This is a genomic window from Pseudomonas sp. NBRC 111123, from assembly GCF_001320205.1.
Taxonomy (GTDB): domain Bacteria; phylum Pseudomonadota; class Gammaproteobacteria; order Pseudomonadales; family Pseudomonadaceae; genus Aquipseudomonas; species Aquipseudomonas putida_J.
Genome location: NZ_BCAZ01000022.1, coordinates 26,793 through 53,086, shown reverse-complemented (window position 1 = coordinate 53,086; position 26,294 = coordinate 26,793). Strand labels below are relative to the sequence as shown.

Here is a 26,294-nt window from a genome sequence, read left to right as displayed (position 1 = left end):
CGCCTTTCCTTAACGTTGCGAGAGCTCTAGGAGAACGGTGATGACCCCGAAGAAGATGGCGATCGAGGAGCACAGCATCGCCTTCGAGGACCAGCGGTTGAGGCTGGCGTCGAAGTCGACGCTGCCAGTGGCCAGGGTGGTCTTCTGCCGCGTCCAGCTTTGCTGGTCCATGTGGAACATCGCGTAGACCTTCATCAGCGAACCGACTATCTGGTTGTAATAAAGAACGAAGGGGTACATCGGGCTGACCGGGTGGCCGGCGAAGACGAACAGCACGGTCACCAGGCTGCGTGAAATCAGCACCCAGAACAGGTACACCAGCAGGTACTGGATGCCGAACACCAGGCCGGCCACCACCGAGGCGGTCAGGCCCATCAGGCAAGTCCACATCGAGACACGCTGGTCGAACAGCACGTACAGGGTGAACAGCCCCAGGCGGGCGCGGCCGAGCAGCGCGGTGGCGCGGAAGTTCTGCCGCAGCGAGTTGCCGTACCAACGGAACATCAGCTGGCGGGTGGCAATCCAGAAGCTGTCGCTGGGCGGGTGCTCGACGGTCAGGGTGTGGCTGTCGGGCACGTAGTAGGTGTTCCAGCCGGCGCGCATCAGGCTCAGCCAGCTCGACTTGTCGTCACCGGTGAGGAACTGGAAGCGGCCCAGGCGCCAGTGCTCGAGGAAGTCGGCTTCGACGTCGCGGATGAACTCGGGGTCGGTCATCACTTCGGCGCGGAAGAACGACAGCCGCCCGGTCAGGGTCAGCACCCGGTGCGACAGGGCCATCGAGCACATGTTGATGTGGCGCTGGACGAAACGCATCGAGTGCCACTGACGCATCCAGCGGCTGCCTTCGACTTCACAGAATTCGTTGGTGGTCAGGCCACCCACGTCCGGCAGCACGGCGAACAGCTTGACCGCACGCTCGACGCAGCCGGGCAGCATCATGGTGTCGCCGTCGACCACGCCGACCACCGCATCACTCAGCGGCATTTGCCGCGACAGCGCGCGGAAGGCATGGGCCAGGCCGTCACGTTTGCCGGTGCCGCGGGCGCGGACGATCACCAGCTTGATGTCGTCGCGGTCCTTGACCTCGTTGCGCATGATGTCCTTGATGAAGGTCTCGTCGCCTTTCTCGACGATCGAGGCGATCACCGTGCACGGCACCTTCAGCCGTTGCACTTCCTGGAACACCGACTGGTAGACCTTGAAGGTGGTCATGGTGGGGATGCGGAAGCTGGTCACCACCATGAACATGTGCGAGGGCAGCGCTGCATCGCCCAGGCGCTCGACCTGCCGGCGCAGGCGCGGGAACTTCCAGTGCAGGAAGTACATGCCGCGCAGGTAATGGACGATGGCGTTGCCATAGCGCCACATGCCCAGCGTGCCGATGATGAAGATGAACAGGTGGTGGTTCGGGTCCAGGTACTGCGGCGCGACCATTTCCGACGCCAGCGCGATCAGCCCGGCGAGGCACGCCCAGCCGAAGAAGCTGGCGCTTGCGCGCAGGTAGCCGGGTGCCACGAAGGGTGGTTGCTGTCGATCCATGTCGCCTTGACTCCTTTTTTGGCGGTGCCCGCGCGCCACGCCGCCCAGGCGCGTGCCTGTGGCGGGTGGGGCGTGGTGAGGCCCTTCTCGGTTACCAGCAGATGCCTTGGGTGCGGCTGTCGCTCAGGCCGGGCATGAAGCCGACCAGGTCGATCACTTGCTTGCCGTGGTCGGCATGCAGGACGCTGGCGAAGCGCGGGTCGTTGTTGCCCAGGACGATCACCTCGGCGTCATCGATCACCTGCTGCAGGTCGCTGTGCAGCAGCGACGAAACGTGCGGGATCTTCGCTTCGATGTATTCCTTGTTGGCCCCGTGCACCCGGGCGTACTCGACGTTCTCGTCGAAGATGTGCAGTTGGTAGCCCTTGCCGATCAGGCGCTCGGCCAGCTCCACCAGCGGGCTTTCCCGCAGGTCGTCGGTGCCGGCCTTGAAGGCAAGGCCGAGCAGGGCGATCTTGCGTTTGTCCTGGCGCTCGATGAGGTCGAAGGCGTTCTGCACCTGCGAGGCGTTGCTGGGCATCAGCGAGTCAAGCAGTGGTGCTTTCACATCCAGGCTGGCGGCCCGGTAGGTGAGGGCGCGTACATCCTTGGGCAGGCACGAGCCACCAAAGGCGAAGCCCGGGCGCAGGTAGTAGCGCGACAGGTTGAGCTTGTGGTCCTGGCAGACCACATCCATCACCTCGCGGCCATCGACGCCGGCAGCCTTGGCGATGTTGCCGATTTCGTTGGCGAAGGTGACCTTGGTGGCGTGCCAGACGTTGCAGGTGTACTTGATCATCTCGGCAACTTCGATGGTCTTGCGGATCACCGGCGCGTCGAGTTCGCTGTAAAGCGACTCGAGCAGGTCGCCTGACTGGCTGTCCAGTTCGCCAATCACGGTCATGGCCGGGAAGTCATAGTCCTGGATCGCTGTGCTCTCGCGCAGGAACTCCGGGTTGACCGCAACACCGAAGTCGACGCCGGCCTTCTTGCCCGAGCAATCTTCGAGAATCGGGATCACCACGTTCTTCACGGTGCCTGGCAACACGGTGCTGCGGACTACCACGGTATGGCGGCTGGCTTTGTCGCGCAGGGCGGTGCCGATTTCCCGGCAGACCGCTTCCATGTACACCAAGTCCAGGTCACCGTTCTTCTTGCTGGGGGTACCGACGCACAGCAGCGACAGGTCGGTGGCGAGGATCGCCGCTTGTACGTCGGTGGTGCCGCGCAGTCGGCCCTTGCTGATGCCATCTTGCAGCAGCTGTTCCAGGCCCGGCTCGACGATCGGCGACTTGCCCTGGTTGATCAGTTCGATTTTCGCCGGGGAAATGTCCACCCCCAGCACGTGATGGCCGCGGGCCGACAGGCAGCCCGCGCAGACCGCGCCAACATAGCCAAGTCCAAAGATACTGATGTTCATAGATCCCTCTCCCTGGGGCACGGCAAAGCCGGCCGAGATACATCGTTCATGAAGTTGTCGAAATGGCAGACGCGCAGAAGTAAGCCGCGCTCGGAAGTGGCGTTGCAGGCTGTTTCTTAGTGGTCTTATTACAGCCTAAGGGTGTTTTTATTTGTATTGCAAGCTTTGATATTCCCTTGTTTGAAAATAACTTACATCCTCTCTGTGAAAGTTTAAAAACCGTTAAAAATCAATAAGTTAAAGTTGTTGTTAGTTAGGCGTCAAAAAAATGATAGCTGCGCGTGTGGCAATAAAGTGGCGCCAAGCGCATGGCGTTTTGCCAATTTTTCCCGTTTTGCGTGCACAGGTTTGCACCGCTGGCGCGTGAAACGCCCTGTCAATCAAGGCCTCGCAGGGGTGTGGTAGTGGCGCAATACTGGCTTGCGACGCTGGCCGGTGATGGGCATAGTGACTGCACAGTCTGCAACTGCTTACAGGATTGTGAGCGGGCCCCATGACGGCAAAGGAAAAAGGAGAAACGTCATATGAAAGGACTCGGTCCACGACTGCGGGAAGAGCGCGAACGGCTGGGCATGACCCAGCGGGTATTCGGTGACATCGGCGGCGTCGAGCCCAACGCCCAGGGCAAGTACGAAAGCGGTGAGCGCACGCCGCGGGCGGACTACCTGGCAGCGCTGGCGACCCGCGGTGTGGATGCGCTTTATGTGCTCAGCGGGGTGCGTACGCCGGCACCGCTGGAAAGCCTCACTGCGGATGAAACGGGTCTACTGGGCGCATTTCGGCGTTTGCCGGCGGCCGACAAGGCGGCAATGTGGCATTTGATGGGGCGCCTGGTGAGTGAGGGCGATGGCTTTGAGGTGACGCGCCAGTCGCGTCATGAGCGTCAGACGTTTCTGTAGGAAGTTTTACGCTAGGTCCGCCATGAAAAATTTTGTTAAGGTGGCGGGATCCAATCGCCCTGTTGACGAGGTGTCTGCTTGATTAGGGTCCTAGTGGTCGACGATCACGATCTGGTTCGAACCGGTATTACTCGCATGCTGGCCGATATCGATGGCCTGCAGGTGGTGGGCGAGGCGGACTCGGGCGAATCGGCGCTGAAGCTCGCCCGGGAACTGAAGCCTGACGTCGTGCTGATGGACGTGAAGATGCCTGGGATCGGCGGCCTCGAAGCCACCCGCAAGTTGTTGCGCAGCCACCCCGACATCAAGGTGGTGGCTGTAACAGTATGTGAAGAAGACCCGTTCCCCACCCGCCTGATGCAGGCCGGTGCCGCCGGTTACCTGACCAAGGGCGCGGGGCTGGACGAAATGGTTCAGGCCATTCGCCTGGCCTTTGCCGGCCAACGCTACATCAGCCCGCAGATCGCCCAACAACTGGCGTTGAAGTCGTTTCAGCCCCAGGGCTCGCCGTTCGATGCGCTGTCGGAGCGGGAAATCCAGATTGCCCTGATGATCGTCGGCTGCCAGAAAGTGCAGATCATCTCCGACAAGTTGTGCCTGTCGCCCAAGACCGTCAATACTTACCGCTATCGGATCTTCGAAAAACTCTCGGTCACCAGCGACGTCGAACTGACCTTGCTGGCCGTTCGCCACGGTATGGTTGACGCAAGCCTGTAAACCCTCATGTCAAAAGTCTTTGATGCCAGCGCGTTCCTGGCGACCTGCAGTGGTCGCCCGGGCGTATACCGGATGTTCGACGCCGAGGCGCGGCTGCTCTATGTGGGCAAGGCCAAGAACCTCAAGAAGCGCTTGGCCAGCTATTTTCGCAAGACTGGCCTGGCGCCGAAAACTGCCGCGCTGGTGGGGCGTATTGCCCAGGTTGAAACCACCATCACCGCCAACGAGACCGAGGCGCTGCTGCTCGAGCAGAACCTGATCAAGCAGTGGCGCCCGCCGTACAACATTCTGCTTCGCGACGATAAGTCCTATCCGTATGTGTTCCTGTCGGATGGCCAATTCCCTCGCCTTGGGATTCATCGTGGGGCAAAGAAAGCCAAGGGGCGTTATTTCGGGCCATACCCCAGTGCTGGCGCCATTCGCGAGAGCCTCAGCCTGCTGCAGAAAGCCTTCTCTGTGCGCCAGTGCGAAGACAGCTATTTCGCCAATCGCACCCGCCCGTGCCTGCAGTACCAGATCAAGCGCTGCAAAGGCCCGTGCACCCAGCTGGTCACGGCCGAGGAATATGCCGAGGACGTGCGCCACTCGGTGATGTTCCTCGAAGGGCGCAGCCAGCAGTTGGGCAACGAACTCAACGAAGCCATGGAAAAGGCCGCCATGGCCCTCAATTTCGAAAAGGCCGCCGAACTGCGCGACCAGATTGCCTTGTTACGCCGGGTTCAGGACCAGCAGTACATCGAAGGTGGCTCCGGCGACGTCGATGTGGTGGCTGCCTTCGTCAACCCAGGCGGTGCCTGTGTGCACCTGATCAGCGTGCGCGGCGGCCGGGTGCTGGGCAGCAAGAACTTTTTCCCGCAGGTGGGCATCGAGGAGGAAGTGGCCGAAGTCATGGCCGCATTCCTGTCGCAGTACTACTTGGGCAATGCCGAGCGCGAATTGCCCGGCGAACTGATTGTCAACGTGGTGCACGAAGACTTCGCGGCCATTACCGAAGCCGTGCAGAGCCTGCGCGGTCGCGAGTTGACCATCAGCCATCGCGTACGCGGCACCCGCGCACGCTGGCAGCAACTGGCGGTGACCAATGCCGAGCAGGCACTCAATGCCCGCTTGGCCAACCGCCAGCACATGGCCGCACGCTTCGAGGCCCTGGCCGATGTGCTGGGCCTGGATGAAGTGCCGCAGCGCCTTGAGTGCTACGACATCAGCCACTCCAGCGGCGAAGCCACGGTAGCCAGCTGCGTGGTGTTCGGCCCCGAAGGCCCGATCAAGTCGGATTACCGGCGCTTCAACATCGAAGGCGTCACCGCAGGCGACGACTATGCGGCCATGCATCAGGCCCTGACCCGCCGTTATGGGCGCATTAAGGACGGTGAAGGTAAACTGCCCGACGTGCTGCTGGTCGACGGTGGCAAGGGCCAGCTGAACATGGCCCGCGAAGTGATGCAAGAGCTGGCCTTCACCGACCTGACCCTGCTCGGCGTGGCCAAGGGCGTGACCCGCAAGGCCGGCTTCGAAACCCTGTATCTCAACGACGTGGCCCATGAGTTCACCCTCAAGGGCGACAACCCGGCGCTGCACCTGATCCAGCAGATCCGCGACGAAGCCCACCGTTTTGCCATCACCGGTCACCGTGCCCGGCGTGGCAAGGCCCGCCGCACATCGAGCCTGGAAGACGTTGCCGGGGTAGGGCCCAAGCGCCGCCGCGACTTGCTGAAACACTTCGGCGGCCTGCAGGAGCTCAACCGCGCCAGCATCGATGAGATCGCCAAAGCCCCCGGCATCAGTAAAAAGCTTGCCGAGTCGATTTATGCCAGCCTGCATAGCGAGTAGAATGCCGGGCTCAACCCGCAGCCAGTCGTACCGATGAATATTCCAAACCTGCTCACCGTTCTACGCGTCCTGCTCATCCCGATCTTCATCCTGCTGTTCTATGTGCCCTATCACTGGAGCTACATGGCCGCCAGCACGGTGTTCGCTATCGCGGCCGCCACTGACTGGCTGGACGGCTACCTGGCGCGTCGCCTGCAGCAGAGCACCCCGTTCGGCGCCTTCCTCGACCCGGTAGCCGACAAGCTGATGGTGGCGGTGGCCTTGGTGCTGCTGGTTCAGGTACACGCCAACTTCTGGCTGACCCTGCCGGCAGCGGTGATCATCGGCCGCGAGATCGTCGTGTCGGCGCTGCGCGAGTGGATGGCCGAACTGGGGGCGAGGGCGCATGTGGCAGTATCCAGCCTCGGCAAATGGAAGACTGCGGCGCAGATGCTGGCGCTGGTTATTCTGCTGGCCAACCCGCCGGTGGTGAGCTTCTGGGTGGTGCTGGGCTACGGCCTGCTGCTGGTGGCAGCTGCGCTGACCTTGTGGTCGATGGTGCACTACCTGCTGGCCGCCTGGCCGCACCTGCGCGAAGGCTCAGAGCAAAAATAAAACTTTTTTGAATCAAGGGGTTGACGCCGTTTCAGATATCGCTAGAATGGCACCCATCACGACGCGGGAATAGCTCAGTTGGTAGAGCACGACCTTGCCAAGGTCGGGGTCGCGAGTTCGAGTCTCGTTTCCCGCTCCAAATAAAGATCTGCAGAGTTCGCTTGAAGTCTGCAAGTCGTGAAAAAAGGCCCTTCGGGGCCTTTTTTCGTTTCAGCTGAAAATATCAGGATCCGGATGCTGTATTGCAGTGGAGCAGGGGCGCGCGTGATGAAAGGCCGGCCAGGCTCCATCGGCGACCCTGCAACCGAATCACGCCGAGAGTGCCAGCACCCACAGCGCTGCCACCAGCGCAGGCGGCATGACCAGCATGCCAAGGCGCAGGAAGCGCCATGCACTGACGTGCTCGCCCTCCCGGCGGATGGCCACCAGCCACAACAGGGTTGCCAGTGACCCGGTAATCGACAGGTTCGGGCCCAGGTCCACGCCAATCAGCAGCGCCGCCGTCGTTTGGCCAGGCAGCTCGACGAGATGCCCCATGGCCCCGGCGATCAGCCCGGTCGGCAAATTGTTCATCAGGTTGCTGGCTACGGCGACGCCCGCGCCTGCAGCCCAGCTGGCCTTGGTGGGCGAGTGCCGGGCCAGAGCGGCCAGGGCATGGGCCAATTGCTCGATGACCCCTGTCTGTGCCACGGCTTCGACAAGCACGAACAGGCCTGCCACCAGTGGCAGCACGCCCCAGGCCACATGCCTGAGCACCGGCATCGGGCTGCATCGCTGGCGCAGGTGGATCAGCCCGGTGGTGGCGACGCCAGCACAGAACGTGGGCAGGCCCAGTGGCGTGTCCAGCGCCGAAGCCGTCAGCAGCAGTGCGCCGGTCAGTACAAGGCCCACGGCGCACAGGCGGGCGCCGTGGGGCAAAGGCTGTGGATCGCTGACCGGGGCCAGGGGCTGACGAATTTGCTGGCGTTGGGTGATGCGCAATACCAGGTAGGTCAGGCCGATGGCTGCCAGCGACGGCAAGGTGAACTGCCTGAGCCAGTCCAGAAGCGGCGGCATCTGGCTGCCGAATACGACCAGGTTGGCGGGGTTGGAGATCGGCAGCACGAAGCTGGCGGCATTGGCGATGAAGGCGCAGATGAACAGATAGGGCAGCGGTTCGGCCTTGGCCGCCCGGCAGGCCGCGTACACCGCCGGGGTCAGAACCACGGCGGTCGCATCGTTGGACAGGAACACGGTGACCAGCGTGCCCACCACGAACACCAAGTCGAACAGCCGTTGCCCGGAGCCCCGTGCATGGCGTACCGCGTACCTGGCCAGCCAGTCGAACAACCCCTCCTGGCGTGCCAGTTCGGCCAGTACCATCATACCGATCAGGAACAGGTACACATCGCCACCTTCGGCAATGGCCGCCAGGGCGGAGCGCAGCGGGATCAGTCCCAGCCCGGTCAGCAGCAGTGCGCCGCCCATGGCCCAGACGTATTCAGGTATTCGCCAGGGTCGCAGGATGACGCCGCAGGTGGCCAAGGCGGCCACGGCCCAGATGATCAGCGCGGTATGGGACGTAAGCATGGTTCGTTCAGTGTCCAGCGGATGAGGGCGTGGCGCTCAAGCGGGGTTGGGTTTCCGGGAAGGCGATCAGTACCAGAAGAAACGCAGCTGCAGCGATGGCGGCGAGGGTCAGGAACGCGGCATCGTAACCGGCCACCTGCACCACCAGGCCGGCAATCCCTGGGCTCAGCGCGGCGCCCAGGCCAAATACTGCAGTCAGCGCACCCAGGCTGACGTTGAAGCGCCCGGTGCCCTCGGTCAGGTCCTTGACCACGATGGGGAACAGCGCACCGAAGATCCCCGCGCCAATGCCGTCCAGCAGTTGCACGCTGACCAGCCAGAATGGGTTGTCGGACACCACGTAGAGCGCGCCGCGTAGCGGCAGGATGAGAAAGCCTGCCAGCAGAAATGGCTTGCGCCCCCATTGTTCGGCCTTGGCACCCGTCAGGAGTGCCATCGGTACCATGACCAGCTGCGCCGCGATGATACAGGCGGAGGTGAGGGGCGTCGCCAGGCTCAGGTTGACTTGTGACAGCTTCTGGCTCACCAGCGGCAGCATCGCCGCATTCGCCAGGTGGAAGAGGGCGCAGCAAACAGCGAACAACAGCAGCGTGCGGTTGCGCAGCAGCAGGCGAAGCGCGGCCGGGTGGACTTCGCCCGATCGCGTAGGGGACAGGCCGCGTGCAACTTCATGATCGATGGCCGCTGCCGGAATACGACTGACCGCGATGATGCTGGCCACGGTCATGACGGCCATCAGGTAGAACACCACCACCGGACCGTACAGGTAGGCCAGGCCGCCGGCCAGGAGCGCTGAGCAGGCGTTTCCGGCGTGATTGAAGGTTTCATTGCGCCCAACGCGTTGAGTGAAGGCCTTGGGGCCGGTGATGCCAAGCGAAATGGCGGCAATCGCCGGGGCGAACACTGAGCCTGCAAGTGCACTGATGCTCTGGGTGATGGCCACCAGGCCGAATGTCGAGATCAACGGTAGCAACAGGCAGCTGCCGGTCACCAGCAACGCGGCGATCACCACGATCGCACGCTTGGCCGGTGTCGTGTCGATGAGCGCGCCGACCAGGGTCTGCGCAAGCAGTGCGGTAACCCCGGCCAGCGTCATCACCAGGCCGATGCTCGCCGGTTGCCAATGGTGCACGGCCAGAAGATAGATCGCCAGATAAGGCCCCAGGCCATCGCGCACGTCGGCGAGAAAGAAGTTCAGCCAATCGAGTGCACGTTGATGTGATCTGTTCAGCGGCGAAGTGTCCAAGCAGGGATCTCGATGGCCAGAGAGGTGGAGCACGTCAACGCAAGCCTCGCTCAGTCGACATGCAGGCGATTGCGGCCTGTTTCCTTGGCGGTGTACAGCGCCTGGTCGGCGCGTTCAAGCAGCGATAGCCAGCTTTCAGTGGCCGTTCCAGCCGCGCTGGCGATGCCAATACTGGCGGTCACCTGTCTGAAAGGACTGTCTTGGTGAGCGATAGGTTCCAAGGCCAGGCGCTCGATTATCAGGCGCGCGACGGCGACTGCACCGTCGCTGTTGGTGGCGGGCAGAATGATCGCCATTTCCTCACCCCCATAGCGTGCCAGCAGGTCGCCAGGGCGTCGGATGCAGGTCGAGAGCAGGTAGGCAACCTGCTGCAGGCAGGCGTCCCCAGCGGGGTGCCCGTAGCTGTCGTTGTAGCGTTTGAAATGATCGATATCAATCATCAGCAATGACAGTGTTGTCCCGTTTCGCCGCGCTCTTTGAATCTCCTCGGCCAGAACCTCGTCGAAGCAGCGCCGGTTTGCCAGCCCGGTCAGCGCGTCGTGCATCGCCTGACGTTCGAGCTGCTGATTGCTGTCGAGCAACTGCTGTTGCGCCGCTCTGAGTTCACCTTCTACCGCGACGCGTCGGCGCATGGCGCGAATCAGCAAGCCGCCAATGGCTCCGGTCAGCGCGAGCAGCCCGGAAACCACCAGCAACGACAGCATCGCCTCGAACTGCCAGGCCGCCAGTGCCTCGCGTTTGCCTAGCGCGACCGTCGTCACCAGCGGGAGCTTGTCACTCTTGCGAAACGCATACAGGCGCTCCACGCCATCCAGGCTTGAGGTGAACGAGGCGGTGCCCACCGATTGGTCGACCAGGTACTTGGCGTAGATGGGCGACTTCGAGAAGTTGCGCCCCATGTCCTGCTCCCGAAACGGGTAGCGCACCAGCATTGCGCCGTCGGTGTACGACAGGCCGATGGCGCCGTCATGGCCCACGTCGATCTGGCCGAACAGGCGCAGGAAGTTCTCCACCCCAAGCGTCACGGCCACGACGCCGGCGAACTCGCCGCGGGCGTCGTTGAAGCGCCGGCTGATGGTGATCACCCATTCCTGGTTGGCACGGCTACGGATGGGCAGGCCGATAAAGGGCTCCCGGGATGGATCGTCGCGGTGGTGGATGAAGTAGGCTCGATCGCTGCTGTTGGCGTTCAAGGGGATTGGGCGGTTGGACGACATCAGCCAGCGTCCATCCTTGGCATAAATGGTGATGCCGCTCAATTGCGGCATCAAGGGCTGCTGACGGCTGACCAGTTGGCTCAGGCGTTCGATCTGCGCAGGCCCGCTGCCCTCGGTTTCCAGGCGTTCGACCAGACCGAGCAACAGCAGTGAGCTCTGCCGCACGATGCCTTCAGAATAGGTGGATAGCGCCTGGGTCAGGTTCAGGCCATGGATGTTGACCTCTGCCAGCGCTTGCTCGCGGGAGGCCATCACCTTCCACAGCGTCAGCGATGCAAGCGAACAACCAATGACCAACAGCAGAAGAACAACGAGGTGGATGTCACGCTTCACGTCAGTACCTGATGGAGATTCCGGTTTCTCTTGCGGGCGGTTCGTGCGCCGGGGGCCTTCCGTGCGAGTCGCTAACCAGGCGGTCAGGGGGTAACTGGCTGGTTCAATGCTAGCAATATAGCACTATGCGGGGTAGGAATGTCTGACAAAAAGTGAGGCGCAATCGTGTGCGCGAGCGCCTCTTCAACGTCACTGTTCACCCTGCTAAGCGGATTAAAACAGTTGGAACAACCATCTGACGCACACGGGCGCAATAGCAACGTGGCAGATTGCGACTATAGTAACGTCTTAAAAAAACCGGATCAGTGGGTGCCATGTCTACGATCGATCTGTCGTCCTCGCAAAGTCTTCGCAAGCGTGTGTTGTTGGCCGGGGCGTTGAATATCGGCTCCATCGTGGCCTCCCAGGTCATTCGGTTGGGTGGCAACCTGATCATCACCCGCCTGCTGCTGCCCGAGATGTTCGGCCTCATGGCCATTGCCACCACGGTGTCGGTGTTGCTGCTGTTGCTGTCCGACGTGGGCCTGCGGCAAAACATCATTCAAAGCCCGCGCGGTGACGAGCCGCTGTTCCTCAATACCGTCTGGTCGCTGCAGATCATTCGCGGCCTTGGGCTGTTTGTCGTGATGCAGTTGGTGGCGCTGGCCTCATGGGTTTCCCAGCACTTCGAAGTGTGGCCACCGCACTCCACCTACGCCGCCCCGGAGTTACCCGCGGTGCTGGCCATTACCGGCTTTTTCGCGGTCATCTTCGCCTTCCAGTCGACCAAGATCGACGTGGCCATCCGTACCTTCCAGCAGAAGAAAGTGGTGCTGATCGAGCTCATTTCGCAAATCGCCGGCCTGGTAGTGATGCTGGTGATCGGCTACCTCACCCGTTCCATCTGGGCCCTGGTGGCTGCAGGCCTGGTCAGCACTTTGGTCACCACGGTGCTCAGCCATGTGATGTTCCCGGGCCACAGGGACCGCCCGCAGTGGGATCCGGCGGCGCTGCGCGAGATCGTCAACTATGGCCGCTGGGTGTTCCTGTCTTCCGCCGTTGGCGTGTTGGCCATGCAAGGCGACCGTATCTGGTTCGGCGGCAGCATGACAGTGGCGCAGCTGGGGGTGTATTCGATTGCCGTGGGTATTCTTGCTGCCTTCCAGCTCAGCCTGCAGCGGCTGGCCGGGGCAGTGGCGTTGCCGGCCTTCAGCGAGGCGGCCAGGAGTGGCGACATGGAGCGCCTGCGCCGCCTGTATTTCCGCTTCAGGCTGATGTTCGATGTGCTGACCCTGTTTACCTGTGGCTTCCTGTTCACCGCCAGCCCGCTGATCATCCATTGGCTTTATGACGCACGGTATCAGGACGCCGGGCAGATGATGGCGATTCTGTCGTTGTCGCTGTTCACCTTGCGCTATGGCCTGACTCAACAGATATGGATGGCCCTGGGGCTGACCAAATACATGGCCATGGACAATATCATCCGGGTGGTTGCGCTGTTCACCTTGATGCCGTTGCTGCTGGCCATTGGCGGAGTGACCTACGCGCTCTGGGGCGTGGCCCTGCATACCTTCTTCACGCTGTTCCTGATCTTCAAGACCAGCCACCAGCTGGGCATGCTGAGTATCAAGCGCGAGCTGATGGTACTGCCGGTCATGGTGTTCGGCGCCCTGTGTGGCCAGTTCATCAGCCAACTGTTCGCCTGAGCAGCCTGTGCATCTGCAACCCCCGTTGTTCTGATCGGCTGTACCAAGGACCTGAAAGATGAATGTGATCGACTACTTTGATCGAACGAGAATCATCAATATCCCGTCCAGAACGGACCGCCGCGTAGAGACCGAAGCCGAATTCGCACGTAACGGCTTCCAGATCGATGATGAGAAGATCGGCTTTTTCCCAGCGGTGACGCCCACGGTACAGGAGGGCTTCCCCAGTGCAGGCGTGCGAGGCTGCTTCATGAGCCACCTGCACATACTGGAAGAAGCCATGCGCCTGAATGTGAAAAACATTCTGATCATGGAAGACGACATCCAGTTTTCCAGGCGCATTGGCCCATATGGCAAAAAGGCCATCGAGGCCCTGCAAAGCCTGGATTGGGACATTGCCTACCTTGGGCATTCGTGTGAAGGCAACTCGGACACCCCGCGTTGGACGCCGGTCGACCGCCCCATACACCTGGCGCACTTCTATGCGGTGAATGGCAAGAGCGTGGGCAAGCTGCGGGACTTTCTCGCGCAGATTCTGCAGCGCCCGCCCGGGCACCCGGACGGCGGGCCGATGCACTATGATGCGGCCCTCAATACGCTCATCCATACCGACAAGAACATCCAGGCCTACTACTTCACCTGGAACCTGGGTTACCAAAGGCCTTCGCGTACCGACCTGCATGCGCTGTCGATCTTTGACCGGCTGGCCATGCTGCGGCCGTTAATGGCCCTTTATCGGCGCTTGAAAGCAGAGAAACTCAGGCGAACCCGATAACACTCACACCGCGCTTTCAGCTCAGCGCCGCAGCCTGTTGAAGGTTCAGTGACCGTGTCTCCGGCGCCAGCATCCACGACAGCAGCAAACCGAAGAAGGTGATGCCTGCGGCCACCTACATCGTCTGAGCGATGCCGAGGGTACCCAGCGAGATCGGCACCAGGTAAGTCCCTACCGCTGCGCCAATGCGTGACACCGAAGTGCCCACACCCACCGCGAATGCGCGGATCTCGGTCGGGAAGATTTCGTACGGATAGATCAGTGTCAGCCCTGGGCACCGCCGATGAACAGGGCGTAGATGGCGAAGAACAGCAGCCCCAGATCCCCGCGCCATTGTTGAATGCCCAAGGCAGAGCAGCGCCAGGCCGGACACGCCGAAGCTGTACAGCAGCAGGTTGCGTCGGCCGAGGGTGTTGATCAGGCGGGTGGGCCACAGATGATCATGAGGTCAAGGTCGGCAAGGCGGATGTCAGTCGGTGGCGTGTCGGGCCTGATCGGGATGCCCAGATCGCTCATGACCGCGCGGCGCCAAGGTGTGTGAACACGCCAGCGGCAAGGTCGCCAAGCTGGTGTGCCCGTACCACAAGTGGGCATTCGAACTCGATGGCAACCTGATCGGCGGCTTCGTCTTTGGCGCGGCCATGGCCTTCTTCATGCGCTGGCCTAACCTCGACCCGGCCTGGCGCCTGCTGATCACCACGGGTTTCTGCGGTGGGCTGACCACTTTCTCGACCTTTTCCGCCGAAGTGCTGTCGATGCTCATGCATGGCCGCTACAGCTGGGCGGCCGCCCCGGTTTCGGCCCATGTGCTGGGTTCGTTGCTGATGACCTTCGCCGGTTTTGCCTTGGTGCGCTGGCTGGGCTGAGGCAGGTGTCATGCGCCCGTCATGCGTGGCTGATAGTGTTCCGGTCCCCTTTCGTGGCACAAGGTGTGCGACACGGTGTATTCCGGCACGACCCGCAAGCAGTTCATGCTGCGCTCCTGCGACATGCGCAGCGACGAGTTCGCTGCTTTGTTCACGCAACTGTACGGCAACCTGTATGCCGACATGCCGCCGCTGGTCGAGGGCATCGCCATCGGTGGTGTCTATGGCCGCTTCGACGGCATGAGTGTGCGGCGCATGCAGTATCAGGGCGACTTCACCATCGTACTGCCGGCGCCGCAGGACGAAATCACCTTTGTGCTGCCCACTGCGGGCAAGATCATCTTCGACCACCGCGGCGAGTCGATCGGCGGTGCCCAGGTCGGCCTGGCGGTGGACAAGCTCGACATCCGCTCGGTGCGCATCACCGAGGGTCACGCCCAGTGCGGCATGTCGATCCGCCGCGGGGCGTTTACCGAGCGCCTTTCGACCTTGCTTGAACAGCCATTGCCAGCGCCGATTCGCTTTGCGCCGCAGGTAGACCTGAGCCATCCGGCGTTTCAGGGGATCCGGGCCTTGCTCGAACTGGCAACCGGTACCGAGTTCGACCAGCTGATCAGCACCGGTCTGCTGATGCCTGTGCGCTTGCAGGAGATGCTGGTCGACGCGCTGCTCGAAACCTGGCCGCACAACTACAGCGAGGCGCTGCACAACCCGGCACCGGCAATTGCACCGCGCCATGTGAAGGTGGCCATGGCTTATCTGCGCGAGCACCCCGCCAGCCAGGTCAGTGTCAGCGAGTTGGCGGGGCTGGCCAATGTCAGCCTGCGGGCGTTGCAGGATGGCTTCCGGCGTTTTGCCGGGACGTCGATCGTTGGCTATCAGCGGCAGGTGCGGTTGGAGCAGGCGCGCGAAGTACTGGCGCGCGGGGAGGGAGGGTCTGTGGCAGAGGTTGCCTTGCGCCATGGTTTCAGCAATGCCGGGCGATTTGCCCAGTATTTCAAGTTGGCATTCGGGCTCAATCCCGCAGATATGCGGCGAGATCGCCGATAGTGGGGCCGCTGTGCAGCCCCTGAAATCTTCAGAATGCGTAGCTGGCCTTCAGGCTGCCACTGACACCATGGCTGTCGCCCCCGCCCATGGCTGCCACCTCGCCCCCGACGCTCAGTGCCCCGAGGTTGGCCATCAGGTTCACGCCGCCAATGAACTGGTCGCGGTTGTCGAAGGCCGCGCGCTGTTTGATATCCAGCCCCAGCAAGTGACCTTCGCTGTCGACCTGATGATCACCCAGGGCATGCTCGTAACCCACTTCGACCCCCGGCACTAGCTGCCAGCTGCCCATGGCCACCGGCGCGAAGGAGGCCTTGAGGTTGGCCACGGCGGCGCGTCGGGTTTCTTTCAGGTCATCTACCTGCAACGCCAGTTCGCTGCCTTTCTCGGTGAAACCGTTGAGGTCCACGCGGCTGACCCGCAGCCCCAGGCTCGGCTCCAGCACGAGGGCGCCGGTGGGCAGGCGATAACCCAGTGCCAGGCTGCCTCCTGCCAGGGTACCGTGGCTGTCGCCCTTGGCCGTGCCCAGGCCGCCACCGAGTTCGCGTTTGCTCGAATAGTCGAGCCAACCGGCGCTGGCATCGGCATCGATGAACAAACCTTGTTCCAGGCCATTCGGCGCAAAGCGCGCACCCAGGCTGAGGAAGGTCAGGTCGGTGTCCGCCTCGCCACCGGCACCGCCGACCTTACCGTTGCTGTAGCCGAAACCGGCATGGGCGCTGAGCTGTTCGGAGAACCGCTGGGTCAGCCCGACCATCAGGCCTTGGCTGTGCTCGTTGCTGCTGGCGGTGTGGGACGATCCATCGGTGCCCAGGTAGCCGGCCAGTGCGGTGCTCCACAGACGCGCCTGGCCGACCTTGAGGTCGCTGCCATCGGCAAAGGGCGCGGCCGCACGGTCGATCATCGCCCCTTGGCGCAGCAGGTAGCTGGCGGCGTCGGCATGCACCTGCCCACCCACGGTCGACTCGACACCGCCCAGCGTACCGGCGTCGATGGCCGACTGCAGGTAGTAGTTGTAGGCGCTATAGCTGCCCGACAGCGAGGTGTCCTGCAACTGGCGCAGTAGCTGTGCACCGGCAGCGGCGTTGCCCAGCAGGCCGGCTTCGCCGGGCAGGGTGGCGTAGCGCACCATCTTGCCGCGTAGCACGTAGATGGTTTCTTGCGACAGCCCCAGGCCCTGTTTCAGGTAGTTATCCATGCTGCCGTAGGCGGCAGTGACTTCATCCAGGCCTGCTTGCAGGTAGCTGGCTTCGACCCCGAGCAGCGGCGCGTAGACCTCGGCCATGCTCGCCGGCATGGCCGCCAGCGTCGCTGCGACACGGGCGGCGGTGTAGTCGTTGGTGGCCAAGTAGTTGCTCATGATGGTCGCGTCGTCGACCCCGGCGATGCTCAGCAGCACCGCGGCAGTCCAGCCGGTGCGGTCCTTGCCGGCGGTGCAATGGAACAGCGCTGCGCCGTCAGCGCTGGCCAGTTCGTTGAACAGCACGCTGAACTGCCCGCGCATGCCGGCATCGCTGACGAAGGCGCGGTTGGTTTCCTGCATCATGGCCCGCGCCTGGGCAGCGCTGGTGAACGAGATGTTGGTGATGTTCGAGCCGGAGGGGGTGCTACCGATGATGTCGATGTTGGTGTAGCGGGCGCCGGCCGGCAGGGTGTCGGGTGTGCTGGCGATTTCGCTGGGGGTGCGCAGGTCGTAGACATCGCTGATACCCAGGCCGTTGAGGACGGTGAGGTCGGCTGCTGACGGGGTCAGGGCATTGGAGCGGTAGAACACCCCGGCGCGCATGACGCCATCATGGCTGGTGGTGTAAGCGCTGGTGGTGCCGGCGATGTCGCGGAAATTGTCCATGCCGGCCAGGCGCGGCGTGCCGAGTGTGTCGGCGGCATGCGCAGCGGAAATGGCCAGGGTAAGCAGGGACACGGAACAGAACAGACGTTGCAACACGGAAGTAGCCTCGATCGGATGCGTTGGGCTGGCTACTGTGGGGCGGGAAGATGTAACTGAATGTTACAACTTGCCGTGCGGCGCAAATGGCTGCGTTTTCCGTCTGTCGGGCGCGCATTCTGTCTCTGGCGAACTGCTGCCAGGGGCAGTCAAGGGAGGGGCGCTGCCTCATCTGATCCGCTTTTTTTCCTCGAACCTGAATCTGTAACCGTATCAGCCTCAAGCCGACAATGCTCTTCGTCCCTGCTATCACATTGAAGAGGTTCCGATGGGCAAGCTCGCGCTGTTTCTGGGTGGCTTTCTGCTGTTGACCGTTCTGATCGGCCTGCTCGGCACCATTCCGCCAAGCTGACTCTCCTTACGCCCTCCGGCCCGTCTACCATCGCTAGATGGGCCAGATTCCTGCCTGATTCTGGCAGTTCTCCCCGGCCATACCGCTGACTAGCGGTAGGTGCAAGTCGTTCTCAAGTGTAAAAGCCTCGTGTAGTCTCCCGCTGCGTCATAATGGGTCGTACATAGCGATCCCAGTCTTTTGCCTTGGGAGTCTGTACATAGATGGAATGCAAGAAGGGCACTTCAGCCATGCTGGAGTGGCGTAGCCGTTATCTCAGCGAAGGCATCCTCGAAGAGGATCAATACGATCAGGCACTGCGCTGTGCCGAGTCTCTGGAGCAGTCTGGGGTGATCAGCGCGCAGGAATGGATCGAGCTGGTCAAGGCGGCGAATGTTGCGCTGCTGACGGTGCGATAAGTCCTTCATTGCTTAGGGAAATCTGTCCACAAAAAACGTGGGTAGGTCTGTGGATAAAATGCTGGAGGCCAGGCCATTTGCGGGCTCTGTTAAATTGAGCAGAATTTGAACAGCGTTCAGCCCGCCCGTTCAAAGGCGGCTGCGCCAGCCTGGCGCAAGGCCAGCAGCAGTTCGCGTACCCGTGCGGGTAGCTCGCCGGAGGGGTATACCGCATGCATCTGAGGGTCCTGCCCTGTGCTTGAGGTCAGCCGGTAATCTGCGCACACCCGTACCAGGCGCCCTGCCTTCACCTGCGCTTCTGCCACCCAGTCGGCCAGCCGTGCGATGCCGGCACCGGCCAGGGTACTGTGATACACCGCGTCACCAGAGCCCAGACGCAGGCGTGGATGCGGGCGCAAGCTGGTGATCTGACCGTCGCGGCAGAAGTGCCAGGCTTTGAGGATGCGCGGGGCGGTATGCAGGATCAGGGCGTGCCTGTCCAGCTGCTCGGGCTGCTCGGGCATGCCGGCTCGGGCGATATAGGCCGGGCTGGCATAAAGATGGCGGTGGTAGCGCCACAGTGGATAACCAATCAGTTCGCTCGATTGGGGAAAGGCGCCGCGTATCACGAAATCCAGCTTGCCGTGCAAGGGGTCGAGGGCTGCGTCGCTGTACTGCACGTCGAGGGTCACTTGTGGGTGGCGCTGGCTGAAGCTGGCCAGCACGCCAGGCAATACATGCTCGCCGAGCAGTTGCGGCGCGGCAAAGCGCACCCAGCCTTGCGCACTGCCGGAGAGCGCGGCCAGTTCATCGGCTGCGTCGCGTTGCACATCCAGCAAGCGTTCGGCATGGGGCAGCAGGCGCTCACCGGCTTCGGTGAGGCTCACGGCGTTGGCGTTGCGGTTAAGCAGCTTGCACCCGCTGTTGTCTTCCAGGGTTTGTACCGCACGGGTCACCGCGCTGGGTGAGCGGCCCAGGGCGCGTGCGGCGGCAACAAAGCTGCGCTTGTGCGCAACACTGACGAAGGCCTGGATTTCGCGCAGCATGTTCAAAGCCATGGAGGGTTCCTTGTTGCAGTTGTTGCAATATGGCATTTCAACACAAGCGCGCCGCTTTGATTAGCCTTGCAGTCTGTCTTCACTGCCTGGAACCGCGCCATGATGGATATCGCCGTACTTTCCCTGTTCGCTTTCGCTGCCGGCCTGATCGATGCCGCTGTCGGCGGCGGCGGGCTGATTCAGATCCCGGCGCTGTTCAACGTACTGCCCACGGCGCAACCGGCAGCGTTGCTGGGCAGCAACAAGCTGGCTTCGGTGTGCGGTACGGCGTTTGCTGCACGCTCGTTCATTCGCAAGGTGACCCTGGACTGGGGCCTTATCGTGCCGGCGGCAGTCAGCGCGTTCATCATGTCGTTCGCGGGGGCGGCCACTGTTTCGCTGGTGCCTCCCAGCGTAATGCGCCCGGCAGTGCTGGTGCTGATCGTGCTGATGGCGATCTACACCTTCTGCAAGAAAGACTTCGGCACTTTGCACAAACCGGCGAAAATCGGCCGCCGGGAGCAGTGCCTGGCGGTGTTGATCGGGGGGGCGATCGGTTTCTATGACGGCTTGTTCGGCCCGGGCACCGGCAGCTTCCTGATCTTCCTGTTCATCCGCTTCTTCGCCCTCGATTTCCTGCATGCCTCGGCGTCGGCGAAGGTCGTCAACATTGCCACCAACCTGGCGGCCCTGGTGTTCTTCGTGCCATCGGGCAATGTGCTGTACGCCATCGCCTTGCCGATGGCCGCGTGCAACATCCTCGGCGCCTTGACCGGGACCTGGCTGGCAGTGCGCAAGGGCGTTGGGTTCGTGCGCGGGCTGTTCCTGATCCTGCTGTGCGTACTGATTGCCAAACTGTCCTGGGACTTGTTGATGGGTTGAAGTCAGATCACCTGGCGCTGCGGCTCGGCCTGCTCGACGCGATTGCGGCCCTGTGCCTTGGCCCGGTACAGCGCCTGGTCGGCGCGCGCCAGCAGTTCGTCCAGGCTGGGGGCGGCTTCGTCTGCTGCGCAGCCGGCGACGCCGATGCTGACCGTGATTTGCAGGCGGTCATCGCCTTGGGCCAGGTGCAGGTCCTGCACGGCACGGCGCAGGCGTTCGGCGGTGAACTCGGCCCGCTCCGGCGCCAGCCCCGGGAGCACCAACACGAATTCCTCGCCGCCCAGCCGGGCGAGCAGTTCTTCGTCGTGTAAGTGGTCCTGCAGTGTGCGGGCGAACTGGCGCAACACCTGATCACCTACCGCATGGCCATGGCGGTCGTTGATCGACTTGAAGTGATCGATGTCGAGCATCATCAGGGTCAGCGGCAGCCCTTGGGCGTGTTGCTGGCGGCTGTCGAGCAGGGCATTGGCGCGGCGGCTGAAGGCACTTCGGCTGAGCAGGCCGGTGAGGTGGTCGATGGTGGCCTGGTGCGCCAGGCGCGCCAGCAGGCTGCGATTGGCCTGGCTGACACAGGCCACCACCAGTGGCCCGAGGACCAGCATGGCGATACCCAGGCGTGCCGACATCAGTGTGGTCACCCCGGGTTCGCTCTGCGGCACGCTGAAGTGCATGAGGTTCTGCGCCACGGCCACGATCAGCGTGCTGCCGGCGGTGAGCGTCAGCAAGGACACCAGGAACGGCGAGTACGTCCAGGCACACCACAGCAGTGCGGCAATCGGAAACGCAATGGCGCCTGGCCCGCCGAAAGCGATGCTGAACGCCAGGGAAGCCAGCAGCACCAGCAAGGGAGCCAGGCGGATGGCCTGGGCGCCGCTGCGCACCAGGGCGCGAGCCGAGGGGGCGGTAAGGAGGATCGGCAGCACCAGCACGCTGGTCGAGAACTGTTCGCTGAACCAGGCCAGCCAGGTGGCCTGCAGCGACTTTTCGAACCACGGAGCGGCCATTGCACAGGCCATGCTGGCGGCCACCACGGCACCCGCAGCGCAGGCGCCGAACACACTGAGCACACCGTGCGGAGTGCGCATGCGCCGATGCAGGCGGGGCAGGCGTGACAGCAGCCACCACACCGTCACCACTACGCCGAGGTTGCACAGGTTGAACCACAGGGCGGGTGCCCAGGCACTGCCGCACGCCAGGTCGGCTACGACCATCGCCAGCCACACCAGGCTAAAGCCCATGAGGTTGGCCTGGCGTGGATAACGCAAGAGTACGCCGGCCAGCACCGCATTGACTGGCCAGAACAGCGACAACGATTCGATAGGCCGAGCCAGGATGCCGCCGAGGGTCAGGGCAAGGGTCAGGCCGAACAAGGCGATATAGGGCAAAAAGCGCGAATGTGCTGGAAAAACCATAGGCTCGACCGACAAGCGGAAACGAAATCCAGGACAACGGCAATGAGCACCTGGGGCGTTGACGCGTCAGTGTGTTGGCACGGGGTGCTTGATGTCAATCTGCCGTAATCGTGCAAATTGGTGGCAAATAGCCTCTATTCCTTGCCAGATTGCTTACAGGCCGAAGAACCACGGCACCATCAGTAGGGTCACCAGCATCACCAGTACAGTGAAGGGCACACCGATCTTGACGAAGTCGCCAAAACGGTACTGGCCAGGGCCAAGTACCAGGGTGTTGACCGGTGACGAGACTGGCGTCATGAACGCCGCCGATGCCGCCAGCGCCACGGTCATGGCGAACGGGTAGGGCGACAGGCCCAGTTGCGTTGCCGTGCTGATTGCTACCGGCGCCATCAGCACGGCGGTGGCGGTGTTGGAAATGAACAGGCCGATGACAGCCGTTACTGTGAACAGGCAGGCCAGCATGGCCAGCGGCCCGGCGCCGCCCAGCAGGCTGACCAGCCCGCCCACGGCCAGGTCGATGCCGCCGGTTTTCTGCAGCGCCTGGGCGAATGGCAGCATGCCGACGATCAGTACCAGGCTCTGCCAGTGAATGGCCCGGTAGGCGCTGTTCATGTCGATGCAGCGCCCGGCGCCCATCAGCAGGCAGCCGATCAGCGCGGCGATGACATTGGGCACGGCGCCGCTGACCATCAGCCCGACCATCACCGCCAAGCTCACAAGGGCATACGGCGCGCGGGTGCGGGCTGGCGCAACCTGGTCGATTTCGGCCGGCAGGCTCAGCACCAGAAAGTCCTTGGGTTGGCTTTGCAGCTGGCGCACGGCTTTCCACGGGCCGACCACCAGCAGCGTATCGCCCAGGCGCAGCTTCTCTTCAACCAGTTGCTCGTCGATGGCCGCCTGTTCGCGGCGCAGGCCGACCACGTTGAGGTCGTAGCGGGTGCGAAAGGCCAACTCCAGAATGCTCTTGCCGATCAGTTGCGAGCCCGGCGGCAGCGATACTTCGGCCATGCCCAGCTCATGAGACTGATCGATGAAGTAGGCCGCCTTGAAGTGCAACGGCTCCAGCTGCATGGTCTGGCAGAGGGTGCGCAGGTCGTCGCGGTTGGCGAACAGGTCGAGCAGCAGCACATCACCCTGGTGCAGCACGGTGTTCGAGTCTGCGGCAATCACCCGGGTGGTGAACTTGTGCTGGCGTTCGATGCCGATCACGTTGGCGCCGTGCTTTGTGCGCAGCTCCAGTTCGCCCAGGGTATGGCCGATCAGTGGCGAGTGCGGGCGAATGCGCAGGCGCCGTTCGCGGCCATTGAGCTTGTAATCGAGCACCAGGTCGAGCAGCGTGCGGCGGCTTTCCACACGGCCGTCCTTGCGCACTTCGCCATTGAGCCAGTGGCGGGTCAGCAGCATGTAACCGATGCCCAGTACCAGCACCACCAGGCCGAACGGGGTGAAACTGAAGAAGCTGAAGCCGGGCGCGCCATGGCGTACCAGTTCACTGTGCACCACCACGTTGGGTGGCGTGGCTACCAGGCTGAGCATGCCGCTGATCAGGCCGGCGAAGCTCAGCGGCATCATCAGCCGGCTGGGCGAAAGCTTCAGGCGTGCGGCAATGCTCAGCACCACGGGGATGAAGATCGCCACCACGCCGGTCGAGCTCATCACCGAACCCAGCCCGGCCACCGAAACCATCAGCAGCACCAGCAGGCGGGCCTCGCTGTTGCCGGCCCGTTCGCTCATCCATTCACCAATGCGGTAGGCAATGCCGGTGCGCACCAGGCCTTCGCCGATCACGAACAACGCGGCAATCAGCACCACGTTGGGGTCGCTGAAACCGGCCAGGGCCTGTTCCACGGTAAGGATGCCCGACAGCGGCAGGGCGAGAATGACCAGCAAGGCGACCACGTCCATGCGCGGGCGGTTGATGACGAAGAGGACGACGACGACAGCCAGCAGGCCGAGGACCCAGAGCAGTTCCTGGTTCATGGGGCGGGGGTGTTCCTTCACTCAAAGGGGCACGGAAGACAGTAGCAGTCAGTGTGGCAGCTTGCGGTGAAGGTGGTGTTGATGTGCTGCAGTGTTTGCACCCTGGCACAAAAGAAAAGGGCCGCAAGATGCGGCCCTATTTACTGTCATTACTCAGTGATGGCGGTGATGGCGGTGCTTCTTGCTGCCACCGTTGTCGCCGAGGTGGTTGCCCAGGGCACCACCGGCTGCACCGCCCAGGCCGGCACCGACGGTGGAGCCGGTCTTGCCACCTACTGCGCCGCCCAGCAGCGAACCACCAGCTGAGCCCAGGCCACCGCCGATGGCAGCTTCGGTACGGTTGCCTTTCTTCGCGCCTACCGCACTACCGGCTGCGCCGCCGACACCGGCGCCGATGGCCGCGCCAGTGCGGCCGCCGAGTTGCTGGCCAACCACGTTGCCCAGCACACCACCCAGGCCACCGCCAATGGCGGCAGTACCGTCACCGGCGAAAGCGCCCTGGCACAGCAGCAGGCCGAGGGCAATGGAAGGCAGAGTCAGACGCATGATTTGAACCTCAAAGGAATCATCAGGTTAAGTTGCCGCACGGTCGGGCGGCGGGTCAGGGTAGGGGAGACGCGTCAGCGGTCGTAACGGTCACCGCGCCATTGGCGGTCGTCGTCATCGTCGCGATCATGTCGGTGGTGGTGACGGTGGCCGCGGTCGTCATCGCGCCAGCCACCGTCATCACGGTAGTGGTCGTGATAGCAGCCCGACAAAAGCAGGAAGGCGGCGATCAGCGAAAAGCTAGCAAAGCGGGTCATCTGTATATAGGTCCTTGATCCGCATAGGTTTACGGGGCACTCACTCAGACTGGGATTGATCCATTTGGTTTCCCCGGCGGGCAAAAAAATGCCGTGCGAGCGATGAGTGGCATGCTTGCACGGCGGGAGTGGATCGGCTCAGGCCCAACGACGGGTGGCTTCAGGACACGGGATGGATCGCCAGCACCACGCCATTGGTGATCTGGATCAGCACATAATGCTCACCCATGCGCACCCAGTGGCTTTCCTTTTCCGGGGCGGGCAGCCCCTTGGCTTTCCAGTCGCTGATGGCCTGGTCATCGCGTTTGTACTGGTCGGGGGCCTTGTCGCCGACCTTGAGTTCACGGTTGTGGGTTTCGGGCGCCTTGATGCTCTCTTCTGCCGAGGGGGCAGCGAAGCTCAGCGCGGGCAGGCTGGCAATCAGCAGTGCAGGTAACAGGTGTCTGGCTTGCATGGGGCTCTCCTTGGTTGCATTCCCTATCTGCGACAGCGGCCCGCTTGGGACAATTCATTCGCAATGCTAGAGTCGCTTTCTTTTTGCCCCGAGGATGGAACATGCGAGCAATTCTGCCGATGGCTGCGGCGCTGGTGTTGGTCGGTTGCGCGAGCGCGACCATGGATGCGGCGCGCGGTGGCAAGCCGACGGCCCAGCTCGATTCGCGCAAGGCGCCGGAACAGGTGGCCCAGTGCATCCAGTTCAGCTGGCAGAAGGAGGATGTGTTCGGCGACGATGCCAGTGGCTATCTGCAGCCGCGCAAGCAGGGCGGGTTGACTGTTTACACCCGCGAGGCGGAGTCGTTCGTCGATGTCTATCCGCAGGCGGGCGGAACGCGGGTGGATTACTACGCGCAGAAGAATGACGGCATGGCCTTGCAGCGCCGGGCAGCAGCGGCGACCTGCCTGTAATGTCTTTTGCTACCGGCCTCTTCGCGGGTAAACCCGCTCCCACAAAACCACACAGAACCTGTGGGAGCGGGTTCACCCGCGAAAGGGCCCTCAAGCTCTGATCAGGACAGGAAACCACCGTCGACATTCAGCGCGGTACCGGTGGTGTAGCTGGAAGCGTCGCTGGCCAGATACAGCACGGCACCGGCCATTTCCTTGGGGTCGGCCACCCGCTTGAGCGGGATCTGCTGCAGCGCGGCATTGAGGATGGCGTCGTTCTTCACCAGCGCCGAGGCGAACTTGGTATCGGTCAGGCCTGGCAGCAAGGCATTGCAGCGAATGCCGAACTGCGCACACTCTTTTGCGAACACCTTGGTCATGTTGATCACCGCAGCCTTGGTCACCGAATAGATGCCCTGGAACAGGCCCGGCGAAACGCCGTTGATCGAGGCCACGTTGATGATGCTGCCGCCACCGTTTTCGCGCATCAGCTTGCCGGCTTCCACCGACATGAAGAAGTAGCCGCGAATGTTCACGTCGACGGTCTTCTGGAAGGCACTCAGGTCGGTGTCGAGCACGTTGCAGAACTGTGGGTTGGTGGCTGCGTTGTTGACCAGGATGTCCAGGCGCCCGAACTGTTCACGGATACCGGCAAACACCTGCTGGATCTGCTCCATCTCACCGATATGGCAGGCTACTGGCGTGGCCTTGCCGCCTGCCGCAGTGATGGCGTCGGCCACCTGCTGGCAGCCTTCCAGCTTGCGGCTGGAGACGATCACGTGGGCACCTTGCTGGGCCAGCAGATGGGCAATGGCTTCACCGATGCCGCGGCTGGCACCGGAGACGAAGGCAATCTTGCCGTCGAGGTCGAACAGTTGGGTCTTGGACATGCTGTTTTCCTT

Annotated in this window: 24 protein-coding genes, 1 tRNA gene and 1 pseudogene; 12 read left to right on the top strand and 14 right to left on the bottom strand. The window is 62.7% G+C overall.

The window, feature by feature from the left end:
• Positions 1-9 precede the first annotated feature (9 nt).
• Both APH27_RS13430 and APH27_RS13425 read right to left on the bottom strand, forming a co-directional pair.
• Positions 10-1,539, bottom strand: coding sequence for a glycosyltransferase (locus tag APH27_RS13430; RefSeq protein ID WP_027920573.1), 1,530 nt, complete (start codon positions 1,537-1,539; stop codon positions 10-12).
• A gap of 91 nt (positions 1,540-1,630) precedes the next feature.
• Complete coding sequence (locus APH27_RS13425; protein WP_060485061.1) at positions 1,631-2,938, bottom strand: nucleotide sugar dehydrogenase; 1,308 nt, start codon at positions 2,936-2,938, stop codon at positions 1,631-1,633.
• A 524-nt stretch (positions 2,939-3,462) separates the two neighbouring features.
• Between APH27_RS13425 and APH27_RS13420 the strand changes: the two genes are divergently transcribed.
• The 5 genes from APH27_RS13420 to APH27_RS13400 all read left to right on the top strand — a co-directional run bounded on the left by APH27_RS13420 (position 3,463) and on the right by APH27_RS13400 (position 7,117).
• On the top strand, positions 3,463-3,837 hold the full coding sequence (locus tag APH27_RS13420; protein WP_060485060.1) for a helix-turn-helix domain-containing protein: 375 nt from the start codon (positions 3,463-3,465) through the stop codon (positions 3,835-3,837).
• A 78-nt stretch (positions 3,838-3,915) separates the two neighbouring features.
• Positions 3,916-4,554, top strand: coding sequence for a UvrY/SirA/GacA family response regulator transcription factor (gene uvrY / locus APH27_RS13415; protein ID WP_027920570.1), 639 nt, complete (start codon positions 3,916-3,918; stop codon positions 4,552-4,554).
• Positions 4,555-4,560: 6 nt separating this feature from the next.
• Positions 4,561-6,384, top strand: a complete 1,824-nt coding sequence (gene uvrC / locus APH27_RS13410; protein WP_060485059.1) for an excinuclease ABC subunit UvrC — start codon at positions 4,561-4,563, stop codon at positions 6,382-6,384.
• 33 nt (positions 6,385-6,417) lie between these two features.
• A complete protein-coding gene (gene pgsA, locus APH27_RS13405; protein ID WP_027920568.1) occupies positions 6,418-6,978 on the top strand; it encodes a CDP-diacylglycerol--glycerol-3-phosphate 3-phosphatidyltransferase in 561 nt (186 codons plus the stop codon).
• A gap of 63 nt (positions 6,979-7,041) precedes the next feature.
• Positions 7,042-7,117, top strand: a tRNA-Gly gene (locus APH27_RS13400).
• Between the two features lie 170 nt (positions 7,118-7,287).
• Here APH27_RS13400 and APH27_RS13395 read toward each other — a convergent pair.
• From APH27_RS13395 to APH27_RS13385, 3 genes are read right to left on the bottom strand one after another with little or no spacing between them, the layout of a single operon-like run.
• Positions 7,288-8,547, bottom strand: a complete 1,260-nt coding sequence (locus tag APH27_RS13395) for an arsenic transporter (protein ID WP_060485058.1) — start codon at positions 8,545-8,547, stop codon at positions 7,288-7,290.
• 7 nt (positions 8,548-8,554) lie between these two features.
• Positions 8,555-9,793 carry an MFS transporter gene (locus tag APH27_RS13390; RefSeq protein WP_081784342.1) on the bottom strand — a complete coding sequence of 413 codons (1,239 nt, stop codon included), beginning with the start codon at positions 9,791-9,793 and terminating at the stop codon, positions 8,555-8,557.
• 50 nt (positions 9,794-9,843) lie between these two features.
• Positions 9,844-11,343, bottom strand: coding sequence for a sensor domain-containing diguanylate cyclase (locus APH27_RS13385; protein ID WP_060485057.1), 1,500 nt, complete (start codon positions 11,341-11,343; stop codon positions 9,844-9,846).
• Between the two features lie 314 nt (positions 11,344-11,657).
• On the opposite strand from APH27_RS13385, the gene APH27_RS13380 reads away from it, so the two are divergent.
• Positions 11,658-13,028 (top strand): oligosaccharide flippase family protein, encoded by a 1,371-nt coding sequence (locus APH27_RS13380; protein ID WP_060485056.1) that lies wholly within the window; start codon positions 11,658-11,660, stop codon positions 13,026-13,028.
• Between the two features lie 58 nt (positions 13,029-13,086).
• Positions 13,087-13,803, top strand: a complete 717-nt coding sequence (locus APH27_RS13375; protein WP_027920563.1) for a glycosyltransferase family 25 protein — start codon at positions 13,087-13,089, stop codon at positions 13,801-13,803.
• A gap of 16 nt (positions 13,804-13,819) precedes the next feature.
• Here the strand turns inward: APH27_RS13375 and APH27_RS27140 are convergent.
• Positions 13,820-14,230, bottom strand: a pseudogene (locus APH27_RS27140) (MFS transporter); the annotation flags it as partial.
• Positions 14,231-14,336: 106 nt separating this feature from the next.
• Between APH27_RS27140 and APH27_RS13365 the strand changes: the two are divergent.
• Complete coding sequence (locus APH27_RS13365) at positions 14,337-14,669, top strand: fluoride efflux transporter CrcB (RefSeq protein ID WP_082435114.1); 333 nt, start codon at positions 14,337-14,339, stop codon at positions 14,667-14,669.
• A 75-nt stretch (positions 14,670-14,744) separates the two neighbouring features.
• Positions 14,745-15,719: an AraC family transcriptional regulator gene (locus APH27_RS13360; RefSeq protein ID WP_177331669.1), complete on the top strand. Its 975-nt coding sequence runs from the start codon at positions 14,745-14,747 to the stop codon at positions 15,717-15,719.
• 28 nt (positions 15,720-15,747) lie between these two features.
• Here the strand turns inward: APH27_RS13360 and APH27_RS13355 are convergent, their stop codons facing one another.
• On the bottom strand, positions 15,748-17,661 hold the full coding sequence (locus APH27_RS13355; protein WP_060485054.1) for a tyrosine-protein phosphatase: 1,914 nt from the start codon (positions 17,659-17,661) through the stop codon (positions 15,748-15,750).
• A gap of 555 nt (positions 17,662-18,216) precedes the next feature.
• Between APH27_RS13355 and APH27_RS13350 the strand changes: the two genes are divergently transcribed.
• Positions 18,217-18,411, top strand: coding sequence for a hypothetical protein (locus APH27_RS13350; protein WP_027920560.1), 195 nt, complete (start codon positions 18,217-18,219; stop codon positions 18,409-18,411).
• Positions 18,412-18,527: 116 nt separating this feature from the next.
• On the opposite strand, the gene APH27_RS13345 is transcribed toward APH27_RS13350, so the two are convergent.
• Entirely contained in the window at positions 18,528-19,448 is a 921-nt protein-coding gene (locus APH27_RS13345) for a LysR family transcriptional regulator (RefSeq protein ID WP_060485053.1), read from the bottom strand.
• A 99-nt stretch (positions 19,449-19,547) separates the two neighbouring features.
• Between APH27_RS13345 and APH27_RS13340 the strand changes: the two genes are divergently transcribed.
• Positions 19,548-20,309 (top strand): TSUP family transporter, encoded by a 762-nt coding sequence (locus APH27_RS13340; protein WP_060485052.1) that lies wholly within the window; start codon positions 19,548-19,550, stop codon positions 20,307-20,309.
• Positions 20,310-20,311: 2 nt separating this feature from the next.
• Here the strand turns inward: APH27_RS13340 and APH27_RS13335 are convergent, their stop codons facing one another.
• The 5 genes from APH27_RS13335 to APH27_RS13315 all read right to left on the bottom strand — a co-directional run bounded on the left by APH27_RS13335 (position 20,312) and on the right by APH27_RS13315 (position 24,961).
• Positions 20,312-21,736 (bottom strand): GGDEF domain-containing protein, encoded by a 1,425-nt coding sequence (locus tag APH27_RS13335; RefSeq protein WP_060485051.1) that lies wholly within the window; start codon positions 21,734-21,736, stop codon positions 20,312-20,314.
• 138 nt (positions 21,737-21,874) lie between these two features.
• On the bottom strand, positions 21,875-23,704 hold the full coding sequence (locus APH27_RS13330) for an SLC13 family permease (RefSeq protein WP_060485050.1): 1,830 nt from the start codon (positions 23,702-23,704) through the stop codon (positions 21,875-21,877).
• 153 nt (positions 23,705-23,857) lie between these two features.
• On the bottom strand, positions 23,858-24,250 hold the full coding sequence (locus APH27_RS13325) for a glycine zipper domain-containing protein (protein WP_027920555.1): 393 nt from the start codon (positions 24,248-24,250) through the stop codon (positions 23,858-23,860).
• Between the two features lie 74 nt (positions 24,251-24,324).
• Positions 24,325-24,507, bottom strand: a complete 183-nt coding sequence (locus APH27_RS13320) for a hypothetical protein (protein WP_027920554.1) — start codon at positions 24,505-24,507, stop codon at positions 24,325-24,327.
• A 160-nt stretch (positions 24,508-24,667) separates the two neighbouring features.
• Positions 24,668-24,961 (bottom strand): RcnB family protein, encoded by a 294-nt coding sequence (locus APH27_RS13315; RefSeq protein ID WP_027920553.1) that lies wholly within the window; start codon positions 24,959-24,961, stop codon positions 24,668-24,670.
• Between the two features lie 101 nt (positions 24,962-25,062).
• Between APH27_RS13315 and APH27_RS13310 the strand changes: the two genes are divergently transcribed.
• Positions 25,063-25,413: a hypothetical protein gene (locus APH27_RS13310; protein ID WP_027920552.1), complete on the top strand. Its 351-nt coding sequence runs from the start codon at positions 25,063-25,065 to the stop codon at positions 25,411-25,413.
• 101 nt (positions 25,414-25,514) lie between these two features.
• On the opposite strand, the gene APH27_RS13305 is transcribed toward APH27_RS13310, so the two are convergent.
• A complete protein-coding gene (locus tag APH27_RS13305; RefSeq protein ID WP_027920551.1) occupies positions 25,515-26,282 on the bottom strand; it encodes an SDR family oxidoreductase in 768 nt (255 codons plus the stop codon).
• Positions 26,283-26,294: the final 12 nt, after the last annotated feature.

Excerpts from the sequence above, each read along its gene's own strand:
- APH27_RS13430 (WP_027920573.1), bottom strand. The coding sequence starts at position 1,539 with ATGGATCGACAGCAACCACCCTTCGTGGCACCCGGCTACCTGCGCGCA.
- APH27_RS13425 (WP_060485061.1), bottom strand. The coding sequence starts at position 2,938 with ATGAACATCAGTATCTTTGGACTTGGCTATGTTGGCGCGGTCTGCGCG.
- APH27_RS13420 (WP_060485060.1), top strand. The coding sequence starts at position 3,463 with ATGAAAGGACTCGGTCCACGACTGCGGGAAGAGCGCGAACGGCTGGGC.
- uvrC (WP_060485059.1), top strand. The coding sequence starts at position 4,561 with ATGTCAAAAGTCTTTGATGCCAGCGCGTTCCTGGCGACCTGCAGTGGT.
- pgsA (WP_027920568.1), top strand. The coding sequence starts at position 6,418 with ATGAATATTCCAAACCTGCTCACCGTTCTACGCGTCCTGCTCATCCCG.
- APH27_RS13395 (WP_060485058.1), bottom strand. The coding sequence starts at position 8,547 with ATGCTTACGTCCCATACCGCGCTGATCATCTGGGCCGTGGCCGCCTTG.
- APH27_RS13380 (WP_060485056.1), top strand. The coding sequence starts at position 11,658 with ATGTCTACGATCGATCTGTCGTCCTCGCAAAGTCTTCGCAAGCGTGTG.
- APH27_RS13375 (WP_027920563.1), top strand. The coding sequence starts at position 13,087 with ATGAATGTGATCGACTACTTTGATCGAACGAGAATCATCAATATCCCG.
- APH27_RS13350 (WP_027920560.1), top strand. The coding sequence starts at position 18,217 with ATGGAATGCAAGAAGGGCACTTCAGCCATGCTGGAGTGGCGTAGCCGT.
- APH27_RS13345 (WP_060485053.1), bottom strand. The coding sequence starts at position 19,448 with ATGGCTTTGAACATGCTGCGCGAAATCCAGGCCTTCGTCAGTGTTGCG.
- APH27_RS13340 (WP_060485052.1), top strand. The coding sequence starts at position 19,548 with ATGATGGATATCGCCGTACTTTCCCTGTTCGCTTTCGCTGCCGGCCTG.
- APH27_RS13330 (WP_060485050.1), bottom strand. The coding sequence starts at position 23,704 with ATGAACCAGGAACTGCTCTGGGTCCTCGGCCTGCTGGCTGTCGTCGTC.
- APH27_RS13325 (WP_027920555.1), bottom strand. The coding sequence starts at position 24,250 with ATGCGTCTGACTCTGCCTTCCATTGCCCTCGGCCTGCTGCTGTGCCAG.
- APH27_RS13320 (WP_027920554.1), bottom strand. The coding sequence starts at position 24,507 with ATGACCCGCTTTGCTAGCTTTTCGCTGATCGCCGCCTTCCTGCTTTTG.
- APH27_RS13315 (WP_027920553.1), bottom strand. The coding sequence starts at position 24,961 with ATGCAAGCCAGACACCTGTTACCTGCACTGCTGATTGCCAGCCTGCCC.
- APH27_RS13310 (WP_027920552.1), top strand. The coding sequence starts at position 25,063 with ATGCGAGCAATTCTGCCGATGGCTGCGGCGCTGGTGTTGGTCGGTTGC.
- APH27_RS13305 (WP_027920551.1), bottom strand. The coding sequence starts at position 26,282 with ATGTCCAAGACCCAACTGTTCGACCTCGACGGCAAGATTGCCTTCGTC.